Here is an 11,329-nt window from a genome sequence, read left to right as displayed (position 1 = left end):
GATAAGCGCAGGGAGGTTAATGGCAATGGAACAAGTCGCGAGGAATGACGACGGAAGTTCGTCGATCAGTGTGATCGCCGCGGCGGTGCGGGGCGAAAACGCCAGCTTTCGCCTTGCGGCGCGGCGATCACCCCCGCCTGCGTCGCGCGGCGCCCTACGGCGAGCGAATCGAGCAGGGCTTCGACATTGGCCGATTCGCTCCACACCGGGGACGCGATCCCGGCGGTGTCGCGCACCGCGGCGATCGCGCGTCGCACGAGCCGCCGGCGCAGTTCGCGCGGCAGATCGGCGGGGCTGATCCGCACCGCGCCACCGTCGACCACGGCATGCGACGCCCACAGCCAGTCGACGGTGGCGCGGACATCGGCGTCGACGTCCGCCAGCGCCGCCGCGGCGCGCGCGAGATTGGGCGGATCGAGCCACTCGTTAGCACCTAGCAACTGCCGGAAGCGGGTGCGATCGTGGCGCGGATCGGCATTGGCGGGATCGTCGACGAAGCGCATGTCGAGCCGCCGCACGATCGCGCGCAGCTCCGCCCGGCGCCAGTCGAGCAACGGGCGGACGATCGTCGCGCCGGCGATGATCGTCCGCGCGCGGACCCCGGCCAGGCCCGCCAGCCCCGATCCACGCGCGGCGCGCATCAGGAAGGTCTCGGCCTGGTCGTCGACATGATGCGCGGTCGCGACGCACGCCGCGCCGATCGCGCGCGCATGCTCGGCGAGCAGCGCGTAGCGCGCGGTCCGCGCACGCGCCTGGAGGCTTGCGCCGGCGACGGGGGCGGCGGGATGCAGCGTGGCGTGCGCGACGTGGTGCGCGGCGCACCAGTCGGCGACCAGCTTCGCCTCGGCCGCGGCATCTTCGCGCAGCCCGTGATCGACCGTCGCTACCGTTATCCCGTCGGGCATGGCTGCGTGCGCCAGCGCGAGCATCGCCATGCTGTCCGGCCCGCCCGACACCGCGAGCAATACCGGCGCATCCGCAACCCGCCCGAGCGCGCGGGTCAGGTCGTCCGCGAACCGCGCCGCCTCGCCGTCGAGCGGGTTACTGGCACTTGGCGCTGGTGCGGCCCTTTTCGACATCGGCCTTCATGCTGCTGGAGATCTTGGTACCGTAGACGTCGGTCAGCTCGCCATAGACCTTGCAGGCGTCGGCCGGCTTGTTGAGCTTCACCAGCGCCTGGGCGAGGTAATAGAGGCTGTCGGGAGCGCGCTCGCCATCGGGCATCTTCTTGTAATTGTCGTAGAACGCCATCGACGCGAGGCTCGGCTTGCCGTCGTCGAGATAGGCGCGGCCGAGCAGGTTCTGCGCGAAGCTGGCGCGGCGATGCTTGGGATAGGTGGCGACGACCTTCTTCAGCTGCGCGGTCGCCTCGGGGTAGAGCTTGGCGAGCCACAGCCGGTAGCCGTAGAGATAATCGTCCTCGGGCGCATCGCCGCTCGACGGGCGCTCGATTGCGGCAACGAGGCGCACCCGGTCGGGCTCGGTCGACGGGCGCGACGCGGCTTCCGGCCGCGTCGTCGGACGCGACGGCGTCGCCAAGGTGGTGCCGGTGGGCTCCGCGTCGCCGCCGCCCACCGCGGGCGTGGCAGCGGCGGGCGCGTCGGTCGCGGGCCCCTGCAGCCGCGCATCGGTCGCGCGCTTGTACGCGTTGAACGCTTCCTCGAGCTGACGGGTCTTGAAGCTGGTCTGTTCGATCTGCCCGGTCAGCGACGCGATCTGCTGTTCGAGCGAGCTGACCCGCTGGGTGAGATCCTCGAGCGCGCCGGTCGAGGGCGAGCCCGGCGCGTTGGTGGTCGGGGTCGCGGGCTGGATGTCGGGCTGGACGAGCGCGCCGGCGCCGCCCGGGAACACCTTGCGCTGCACCGCGCGCATCTCGCTCTCGAGCTTGCCGACGCGGCCCTCGACATTGCCCTGCGCCGACGCCGCACCGGGCAGCGCGATCGCGCCCGCGGCAAGGAGGATCAGAAATCTACGCATGTTACTCACCCCGAAACTCATCGATATGCCGCGCGCGGCGGATCAGTCCGCTGCGCTGCCATTGCCCTGCTGGATCGAAGGCGCGAGCGGATCGAGCGCGACCCGCGCCGGCACCGCCTGGCTGGTCTGCGCCGCGCCACCCGCGGCACCCGCGTCCGCCAGCCGCGCCGCGACCGCGGCGCCGCTGACCCGGACATCCTTGATCGGGCGTTCCCCGGTGCCGAGCGGCGGCATCGCCGAGCCGTTGAGCGTGACCTGGAGCTTGTCCGGGCGACCGACATTGATCATCGGATCCCTGGCGGTGGCAGGCACCTCGAACCGGTCGCCGGCCTTCATCGTGCCGATGAACAGCGTCTTGTCGTCGGCATCATAGACCCGCAGCCACACCTCGTCGTTGGCGGCGAGGATCACCTGCCCCCCGGTCGGCGCCACGGGGGCGGCAGGCGCGACGACCGGCGCCGCACCCGGCACGCTGGCGTCGGCGACCTGCGCCTGCTCGGCGCCCGCCCCCTCGCTCGCGCCGCCGCCGCGGAACAGCGTCGTGCCGTACCACAGCACCGCGAGGATCAGCACCGCGAGCGCGATCCCGAGCCCGGCGATCGCCACCCCGCGCGAGGGCACGCGCGACGGATCGGCGGTCTCGTACGGGACATAGGCTGCGGCGCGGCCGAGCCGGGCCACCTCCTCGCGCACCTGCGCCGCGATCGCGACTTCGTCCGCCCCGACCGCGCGGGCATAGCCCTTCGCGAAACCGACCGCGTAGGTCGACGACGGCAGCCCCGCGTAATCGCCCTCCTCGATCGCTTCGAGATGGCGGGTCGGTATCCGGGTGCGCGCGACGATGTCGGCGATCGTCAACCCATGCGCCTCGCGTGCAGCGCGCAGCGTTTCGCCGGCGCTCGCAGGCGCAGCGGTGCTGGTCGTCTGGCCGGGCGCGACCTCGTCCATTGCCGTCTCCTGCGGTCTCTCGTTCGCGTCCACGTGTTTCAGAGCGCCCATGCCCTGTCAACGCGGCGGACCACCGAAAACCGCCGGGTCACGCGAGTTCCACGCCGGCCTGCGCCGCCCAGCCCGCCAGCGCGCCGCGCATGTCGCGTGGCGGCGCCTTCAGCAGCTCGGCGAGATACGCGGTCACCGCGGCGCGGTCGAGCGATCGCACCATCGCCTTGATCGGCCCGACCGCGGCGGGGGTGATCGACAAGCGGTCGATGCCGAGCCCGATCAGCGCCATCGCCTCGAGCGGGCGTCCGCCCATCTCGCCGCAAACCGCGAGCTGAACGCCCGCGTCGCGGCACGGCCCGACCACCCGCGCGAGGAAGCGCAGGATCGACGGGCTCAGCCAGTCGTAGCGCTCGGCGAGCTTCGGATTGGCGCGGTCGGCGGCGAACAGGAACTGGGTCAGGTCGTTGGTACCGACCGACAGGAACTGCAGCTTGGGCAGGAGCAGGTCGAGCTGTTCGGCGAGCGCGGGCACCTCGAGCATCGCGCCGTAGCGGATCTCGTGCGGCAGCTTGCGGCCGCGCCCCTGGAGCCAGCTACGCTGCGCCTCGAACAAGGCCTTGGCCTCGTCGAACTCCCATGCTTCGGACACCATCGGGAACATCACGTTGAGCGTGCGCCCCGCCGCCGCCTCGATCAGCGCGCGCGCCTGTGCCTTCATCAGGCCGTCGCGTTCGAGCGCGAGCCGCAACGCGCGCCAGCCCATCGCCGGGTTCTCCTCCTCGGCATCCTCCTTGTTGAGATAGGGGAGCGCCTTGTCGCCGCCGATATCGACGGTGCGGAAGATCACCGGCCGCTCGCCCGCGACGTCGAGCACTTCGCGGTAGAGCCGCAGCTGGCGCTCGCGCTGCGGCAGGGTTGCCGAAACCAGGAACTGGAATTCGGTGCGGAACAGCCCGATGCCGTCCGCGCCGGTGATGTCGAGCGCGGCGACGTCGTCGCGCAGCCCGGCATTGACCATCACCGTCACTCGGTGCCCGTCCGCAGTCACCGGCGGGACGTCGCGCAACGCCGCAAACGCCGCCTTGCGCTTCTGGCGCATCACCAGCTTGGCCTCGAACGCTTCCTCCATCGCCAGCGACGGGCGCACGAAGACATTGCCCTCGACGACGTCGAGCAGCAGCTGGTCGCCCTCGGCGATCAGGCGCCGCACGTCGCGGACCCGGCCCAGCACCGGCACCCCCATCGCCCGGGCGACGATGGTGACATGCGCGGTCAGCGACCCTTCCTCGAGCACCACGCCCTTCAGCCGGCGCTTGTCATATTCGAGCAGCTCGGCGGGCCCGAGATTGCGCGCGATCAGGATCGTGTCCTGCCGCAGCCCCATCTGCGCCGCGGTGCCCATCTGCCCCGACACGATCCTCAGCAGCCGGTTCGACAGATCCTCGAGATCGTGCATCCGATCCGCGAGCAGCGGATCGTCGATCTGCCGCATCCGCTGGCGCGTGCGTTGCTGCACCCGCTCGATCGCTGCCTCTGCGGTCAGCCCGCTGTCGATCGCCTCGTTGATCCGCCGCGACCAGCCCTCGTCATACGCGAACATCTTATAGGTCGCGAGTACCTCGACATGCTCGCCGCCGACCCCGAATTCGGCGTCGCGGGTCATCCGGTCGATGCCCTCGCGCATCTTGTCGAACGCAGCATAGACGCGGTGGCGCTCGGCGTCGGTATCCTCGGCGACGGTATGCTCGATATGGATCCGCGGCTGATGGAACACCGCGAAGCCCGAGCCCATCCCCTCGACCAGCTTCTGCCCCGGGATCCGGACCGCGGCGGTCGATTGCGGCCGGTTCGATCCGCTCGCGGTGGCATCGATCAGCCCGGCGTTGGCGATCAGTTCGGACAGCACCATCGCGACCGTCTGCAACGCCTCGATCTCGACGTCCTGGTAGCGACGCTGCTCGCTATGCTGGACCGCGAGCACCCCGACCGAGCGCTCGCGACGGATGATCGGCACGCCCGCGAAGCTGTGGAACCGCTCCTCGCCGGTTTCGGGCTTGTACGCAAAATCGGGATGCGAGGCGGCTTCGTCGAGGTTGAGGACCTCGACATCCTCCGCGATGGTCCCGACCAGCCCTTCGCCCAGCGCGAGCTTGGTGACGTGCACCGCCTCCTGCGCCAGCCCGCGGGTGGCGAACAACTCGAGCACCCCCTCGCGCAGCAGGTAGATCGAACAGACCTCGCTATCCATCGCCTCGGCGATGATCCCGACGACTGCGTTGAGCTTCGCCTGCGCCGGATTGCGCCCGGCCATGACGTCGTGAAGACGGGTGAGGATCTCGCGGGCGGAGGCGGCGGCCGAGGGCATGACGAGGGGCTAACAGATCGATCGTCCCGGGGCCACGGGGCTTGTGTCTCAGCGATGCTGGGGCAGGTCGTCCGCGATGTCGTAATAATCGCCCTGGTTCGCGACGAAGATGTGCATCGCCAGCCGCGTGTTGGTCGGCGCGTCGATCGCGCCCATCCCGACGGCGACGCGATCCTGTCCGGTCGGCTCCCAGAACAGGAACGACCCGCAGGTGGCACAGAACCCGCGCCGCGCCTGCGCCGAGGCGTTGAACCAGCGGAGATTGTCCTCGCCCTCGATCGTCAGCGCCGCGCGCTTGACGTCGGTCGAGGCCCAGAAATGCCCCGATTGCTTCCTGCACTGTCCGCAGTGGCACGCATCGGGGGCGTGAAGATCGCCCTTGATGGTGAAGCGGATCGCACCGCACAGGCAGGATCCCTGGTGTACCGCGTCGCTCATGTCGTCCTCCCTCAGCTCTCGAACAAGCCTTCCTGGCTGCCCGCAGGCGGGTTGAGCCCGAGATGCTTCCAGCCCCCCGCGTTCAGGCACCGACCCCGCGCGGTCCGCGCGACGAGCCCGAGCTGGATGAGATAGGGCTCGATCACTTCCTCGATCGTGTCCCGCGGCTCGCTCAGCCCCGCGGCGAGCGTTTCCACCCCGACCGGCCCGCCGCGATAGATGTCCGCGATCATCGTCAGGTAGCGACGATCCATCGCGTCGAGCCCGAGTGCATCAACCTCGAGCCGGTTGAGCGCCGAATCGGCCGCGGCGCGATCGACGATCGCGTGCCCCGCGACATCGGCGAAGTCGCGCACCCGGCGCAGCAAGCGACCGGCGATCCGCGGCGTGCCCCGCGCCCGCCGCGCGATCTCGGTCGCGCCGTCGGGCGAGATCGCGAGACCGAGCAGCCCGGCCGCGCGGGTCACCACGCGTTCGAGCTCGTCGACGGTATAGAATTGCAGCCGCACCGGGATCCCGAAGCGGTCGCGCAGCGGCGTGGTCAGCAGCCCCTGCCGCGTCGTCGCACCGACCAGCGTAAAGCGCGGCAGGTCGATCCGCACGCTGCGCGCCGACGGTCCCTCGCCGATCATCAGGTCGAGCGCGCGATCCTCCATCGCCGGGTAGAGCACCTCCTCGACCGCCGGCTGCAAGCGGTGGATCTCGTCGATGAACAGCACGTCGCCATCCTCGAGATTGGTCAGCAGCGCCGCGAGATCGCCCGACTTGGCGATCACCGGCCCCGACGTGGCGCGGAACCCGACCCCCATCTCGCGCGCGACGATCTGCGCGAGCGTCGTCTTGCCGAGCCCCGGCGGACCGAAGAACAGCACATGGTCGAGCGCATCCCCCCGCGCCTTCGCCGCCTGGATGAACACCCGCAGATTCTCGCGCGCGGCACGCTGTCCGACGAAGTCGTCGAGCGACTTCGGCCTTAGCGCGGCATCGATATCCTCGGGCTTGCGCGCGGGCGTGATCAGGCGATCGGTATCGGTCACGTCTTCATGAAGTTCGTGAAGTCGCTCCAATGCTCGACCTTGAAGGCGCGCACGTCACGAACGCAGGTCGAGAACCAAGGCAGGGCTTTCAGCGCATTCATCGCCAGCGTGACGTCGACCAGACTGTCGCCCTGCGACACATAGACACTGCCTTGGACCCGCGTGAAACCGTAGCGATTGAGCACCGCGCCGATATCCGCATAGGCCTGGCTGACGCCCTTCGGGTGCGTCGCCTTGGTTTGCTGCCATAGAAGGTCGAAGCCGATCGCGAACACTAGTCTTCCGTCGGATCGTTCAGGATGGCGCTCACCGCATGGTCCACGTCCTCGTCGGACTCGATCAGGTGAATGCGCATCTGCGGCGCGCCATCGGCAAGCGCCTCGGCGAACCCGATGACCTCGTATGGCGGCCCGGCTATCCCCAGACGGCGTACGGTGCCCAGCAACATTCCCATATCGACCATCACGCCCTCGCGTTCTACACGTGTTCTCTACCGCGAAGCCTTGCGCAGCGCCAGCCTCACCAGCGCGTCGAGCGTCGCCGCGGCACCGAGCTCCTCCTCCGCCAGCGCCACCGCATTCGCGGCTTCAGCAGGACGGAAGCCGAGGTTGAGCATTGCCGAGACCGCGTCTGCACCCGCCCCCGCGGGCGCGTTGACCGCCGCCGGGCCGAGCGCTGCCGCGATCCCGCCGACCTTGTCCTTCAGCTCGCGGACGATCCGTTCGGCGAGCTTGGGGCCGACCCCGTTGGCGCGCGCGACCATCGTCTTGTCCTGCGACGCGATCGCACGGCTGAGATCGACCGGCTCGAACGCCGACAGGATCGCCAGCGCCACCCGCGCCCCGACCCCCTGGACGCCGGTCAGCAACCGGAACCAGTCGCGCTCGTCGACCCGCGCGAACCCGACCAGGCGGATGAAGTCCTCGCCCACCAGCATCTCGGTATGCAGCGTACACGCCTCGCCCACCGGACCGATTGCGGCGAGCGTGCGCGACGACGCGCCGACCAGATAGCCGACCCCGCCGACATCGATCACCGCATGGTCGATCCCCGTAGCGTCCAGCCTGCCTTTGAGATGCGCGATCACGTCGGTCGCCTACGCCAAGACCGAGGCGCCGTCACGCCTTCGCATCGCTGCGTCAGAAGCGGATCCGGCGCGCGACGAACGGAGGCAGCAGATCGTTCTTGAGTTCGCGCAGCTTGATCTGCCAGTCGGTCTTGTCCTCCGACCCCGGCCTGACCTGGAACTGCGTGGTGTGCGAGCGCTTCTTTCCGTCCCAGGTCGCGGTGTAATAATACAGCGCGATCGACTTGCGCGAGATCCCCTGGGGATGGTTGATCGGCTCGGGATTGCCGTGCTGGCTGTTCGAGGTGGTGTTGAAGATCACGCAGCGATTGAAGGCGGGCACGATGTCGTGTTCGCGGGTCGTCATCTGCTCGTCCCAGAGCTCGAGCGAGCCGCCATATTCTTTCTTCCAGTCCTTGTTCAGGTAGATCAGCACGTTGATCCGCCGTTCCAGGTTCATCGGCTTGTGATGGTTGAAGTCGGCGTGCACCGAGAGGTGGCCGCCCTGCTTGATCTCGTGGATGCCCGCGCCGAGGAAATAGGGGTCGGGGATGAGCCCCTTGATGCCCGTGATGTTCTCCATCAGCTTGATGAACGGCTTGGAATTGAACGAATAGAAGATCTGGCGTAGCGCGTCGTCCATCCCGTCGGGCTGGTAGCTGGTCTTGAACTTCTCCTGCGGCCGCTCGAACGTCGCGGCATCTTCGTTGGCGCGCAGGCGCTCGCAATGATCGAGCACCTTGTCGAGCAACGACGCGGGCAGGAAATCGTCGATTACGATGTGCGGGAAGGGCGACGCGGCGTTGTACTGCTCGGTCAATTCGGTACCCAGCTTCTGCCCACCCATCGGCGCCATGAACCCGGTCTGCGCATCGATCAGGTCAACATAGCTCATCGTCGCAGTCCTTCGCCGGCATCGTTCGCTAGTGAACTAATGCCGTGCGCGCAGTTGCGCCAACCAATTTCGTGTCCCGCGACGTGACATCACGCGCCGAGGCCGCGCCGCCGTTCCATCGCCGCGGCGCTAGCGACGTGGTGCGCGTGGCAGACCGCGACCGCCAGCGCGTCGGCGGCGTCGGCGCCGGCGAGCTTCGCGCCGGGGAGCAGCACCGCCATCATCGCCTGGATCTGGCGCTTCTCGGCGCCGCCGGTGCCGACCACCGCCTTCTTGACCGTCGAGGGGTGATATTCGCCGATGTGCAGCCCCGCGCCCGCGGCGGCGAGCAGGACGACGCCGCGGGCCTGGCCGAGCTTCAGCGTCGATTGCGCGTTGCTGTTGCCGAGCACCTCCTCGACCGCCGCGCCATCGGGGCGTTCGGTGCGGATCACGTCGATCAGCGCGCTGTACAGCGCGGTCAGCCGGCGTGGCAGCGCCATCGACGGATCGGTGCGGATCTGGCCGTTGGCGACGTGGCTCAACCGGTTGCCCTCGGCGCGGATCACGCCCCAGCCGGTGGTGCCGAGCCCGGGATCGAGGCCGAGGATGATCATGACGCCGTTACGCCAGCTTCTCCATGACCTCGTCGGAGACCTCGTAATTGCCCCAGACGGTCTGCACGTCGTCGTCGTCGTCGAGCGTGTCGATCAGCTTGAACAGCGTCGCGGCATCGTTCTCGTCGACCGCGACCATGGTCTGCGGACGCCACGCGAGCTTGGCGCCCTCGGCCTCGCCCAGCACCGCCTCGAGCGCCTTGGCGACGCCGTGCAGATCGCCCTGCGCGGTCCAGATCTCGTGACCTTCTTCGCTCGACTGGACGTCCTCGGCGCCGGCGTCGAGCGCTGCCTCGAACACCGCGTCGGCGCCACCCGCGCTCGCGGGGTAGCTGATCAGCCCCATCCGGTCGAACGCGTGGCTCACCGATCCGCTCGCGCCGAGATTGCCGCCGTTCTTGGCGACCGCGGTGCGGACGTTGGTCGCGGTGCGGTTGCGGTTGTCGGTCAGCGCCTCGATGATCAGGCTGACGCCACCGGGGCCGAACCCCTCGTAGCGGATCTCCTCGTACATCTCGGCGTCGCCGCGGCTCGCCTTGTCGATCGAGCGCTGGATATTGTCCTTGGGCAGCGAGGCCGCCTTCGCCGCCGCCACCGCCGCGCGAAGCCGCGGGTTCATGTCGGGATCGGGCAGCCCCATCTTGGCGGCGACGGTGATCTCGCGGCTCAGCTTGGAGAAGAGCGAGCTGCGCTTCTTATCCTGCGCGCCCTTGCGGTGCATGATGTTCTTGAACTTGGAATGGCCTGCCATCGGTGCCTCTGTCGGGTGGGTTGCGCGCGTCTTAGGCCGCGCCCGCGAATTCCGCCAGACCGGGCGCGCCCAGCCGCAAATGGCTTGCCGGGGCGGCGCTCGATCGGCCAAACGCGCGCTCATGACCGTTCGCGTAGACATGGGCACCGACGACCGCGGCGCGCCCGTGAGCATGGATCTGGAGGAACTGCTCGCCACCAGGTTGCTCGTCCAGGGCAATTCGGGATCGGGAAAGTCGCACCTGCTGCGCCGCTTGCTCGAACGATGCGCTGGACAGGTCCAGCAGGTGGTGATCGATCCCGAGGGCGACTTCGTGACTTTGGGGCCACATTACGGGCACGTGGTGATCGAGGCGGGCGACTATTCGCAACCCGAGATCGCGCGGATCGCCGGCCGGCTCCGCGAGCACCGCGCATCGGTGGTGCTGAGCCTCGAGGGGCTCGAGATGGAGGGGCAGATGCGCTGCGCCGCGGCGTTCCTGTCGGCGATGTTCGACGCCCCGCGCGAGCATTGGTATCCGGCGCTGGTCGTGGTCGACGAAGCCCAGCTGTTCGCGCCGACCACCGGTGGCGAGGTCGCCGAGGAGGTGCGCCGCGCGTCGCTGTCGGCGATGACCAACCTGATGTGCCGTGGGCGCAAGCGCGGGCTGGCGGGAGTGATCGCCACCCAGCGGCTGGCCAAGCTCGCCAAGAACGTCGCCGCGGAAGCGTCGAACTTCCTGATGGGGCGGACCTTTCTCGATATCGACATGGCGCGCGCGGCGGATCTGCTCGGGATGGAACGTCGCCAGGCCGAGGCGATCCGCGATCTGCCGCGCGGCAGCTTCCTCGCCTTGGGGCCGGCGGTGTCGCGGCGGCCGCTGACCGTCAAGATCGGCGCGGTCGAGACGTCGGCGCGGAGCGGCAGCCCCAAGCTGGTGCCGCTACCCAGCGCCGCGCCTGCCGATCTGCACGAACTGGTGTTCGCGCCGGTGCCGCTCGCGCCGACCTTCGCCTTTGCCGAGCCGGTCCAGCGACGGATCCCCGCCGAGGAATTGCTGGCGGAGCTCGCGCGTCCTGCACCCGTTGCCGAGCCACTGCCCGACATGCCCGCGGCCGAGGTCGAGGCGATCTACACCGCGGTGATGCGCGCGATCGTCGAGGATCCGGAGGCGGCGATGCGGCCCGCCGCGGTGCTGTTCCAGGATTTCCAGGTACGCTGCCGGATGGCGGGGCTGGCCCGTCCCGCGCTCGACCTGCCGGGGTTCGCCAAGCGGCTGAGTT

General features: G+C 69.2%; 13 protein-coding genes. 1 reads left to right on the top strand and 12 read right to left on the bottom strand.

The window, feature by feature from the left end; genetic code table 11:
* Positions 1-65: 65 nt before the first annotated feature.
* From tilS to VFQ64_RS04920, 12 genes are all read right to left on the bottom strand, one after another.
* The gene (gene tilS / locus VFQ64_RS04975) at positions 66-1,079 is read right to left on the bottom strand and encodes a tRNA lysidine(34) synthetase TilS (protein ID WP_325102193.1); all 1,014 of its coding nucleotides are present in this window, start codon (positions 1,077-1,079) and stop codon (positions 66-68) included.
* Positions 1,042-1,977 (bottom strand): hypothetical protein, encoded by a 936-nt coding sequence (locus tag VFQ64_RS04970; protein ID WP_325102192.1) that lies wholly within the window; start codon positions 1,975-1,977, stop codon positions 1,042-1,044. Before VFQ64_RS04970 ends, tilS begins: the two co-directional genes overlap by 38 nt.
* 42 nt (positions 1,978-2,019) lie before the next feature.
* The gene (locus VFQ64_RS04965) at positions 2,020-2,925 is read right to left on the bottom strand and encodes a helix-turn-helix domain-containing protein (RefSeq protein ID WP_325102191.1); all 906 of its coding nucleotides are present in this window, start codon (positions 2,923-2,925) and stop codon (positions 2,020-2,022) included.
* Positions 2,926-3,013: 88 nt separating this feature from the next.
* The gene (gene ptsP, locus VFQ64_RS04960) at positions 3,014-5,284 is read right to left on the bottom strand and encodes a phosphoenolpyruvate--protein phosphotransferase (RefSeq protein ID WP_325102190.1); all 2,271 of its coding nucleotides are present in this window, start codon (positions 5,282-5,284) and stop codon (positions 3,014-3,016) included.
* A gap of 48 nt (positions 5,285-5,332) precedes the next feature.
* The gene (locus tag VFQ64_RS04955; RefSeq protein ID WP_325102189.1) at positions 5,333-5,722 is read right to left on the bottom strand and encodes a GFA family protein; all 390 of its coding nucleotides are present in this window, start codon (positions 5,720-5,722) and stop codon (positions 5,333-5,335) included.
* An 11-nt stretch (positions 5,723-5,733) separates the two neighbouring features.
* Complete coding sequence (ruvB, locus tag VFQ64_RS04950) at positions 5,734-6,759, bottom strand: Holliday junction branch migration DNA helicase RuvB (protein ID WP_325102188.1); 1,026 nt, start codon at positions 6,757-6,759, stop codon at positions 5,734-5,736.
* On the bottom strand, positions 6,756-7,034 hold the full coding sequence (locus VFQ64_RS04945) for a virulence factor (protein ID WP_325102187.1): 279 nt from the start codon (positions 7,032-7,034) through the stop codon (positions 6,756-6,758). Before VFQ64_RS04945 ends, ruvB begins: the two co-directional genes overlap by 4 nt.
* Positions 7,034-7,222 (bottom strand): DUF5397 family protein, encoded by a 189-nt coding sequence (locus VFQ64_RS04940; protein ID WP_325102304.1) that lies wholly within the window; start codon positions 7,220-7,222, stop codon positions 7,034-7,036. Before VFQ64_RS04940 ends, VFQ64_RS04945 begins: the two co-directional genes overlap by 1 nt.
* 27 nt (positions 7,223-7,249) lie before the next feature.
* Complete coding sequence (ruvA, locus tag VFQ64_RS04935) at positions 7,250-7,846, bottom strand: Holliday junction branch migration protein RuvA (RefSeq protein WP_325102186.1); 597 nt, start codon at positions 7,844-7,846, stop codon at positions 7,250-7,252.
* Positions 7,847-7,898: 52 nt separating this feature from the next.
* Positions 7,899-8,720, bottom strand: a complete 822-nt coding sequence (locus VFQ64_RS04930) for a 2OG-Fe(II) oxygenase (RefSeq protein ID WP_325102185.1) — start codon at positions 8,718-8,720, stop codon at positions 7,899-7,901.
* Positions 8,721-8,809: 89 nt separating this feature from the next.
* Positions 8,810-9,316, bottom strand: a complete 507-nt coding sequence (ruvC, locus tag VFQ64_RS04925; protein ID WP_325102184.1) for a crossover junction endodeoxyribonuclease RuvC — start codon at positions 9,314-9,316, stop codon at positions 8,810-8,812.
* Positions 9,317-9,323: 7 nt separating this feature from the next.
* On the bottom strand, positions 9,324-10,067 hold the full coding sequence (locus VFQ64_RS04920; RefSeq protein WP_325102183.1) for a YebC/PmpR family DNA-binding transcriptional regulator: 744 nt from the start codon (positions 10,065-10,067) through the stop codon (positions 9,324-9,326).
* Positions 10,068-10,188: 121 nt separating this feature from the next.
* Between VFQ64_RS04920 and VFQ64_RS04915 the strand changes: the two genes are divergently transcribed.
* On the top strand, positions 10,189-11,329 hold a 1,141-nt coding region (locus VFQ64_RS04915; RefSeq protein WP_325102182.1), incomplete at its 3' end, for a helicase HerA domain-containing protein.

The sequence above is a fragment of the Sphingomonas sp. genome (assembly GCF_035714405.1).
Classification (GTDB): Bacteria; Pseudomonadota; Alphaproteobacteria; order Sphingomonadales; family Sphingomonadaceae; genus Sphingomonas.
This window is presented reverse-complemented; position numbering and strand designations above follow the sequence as displayed.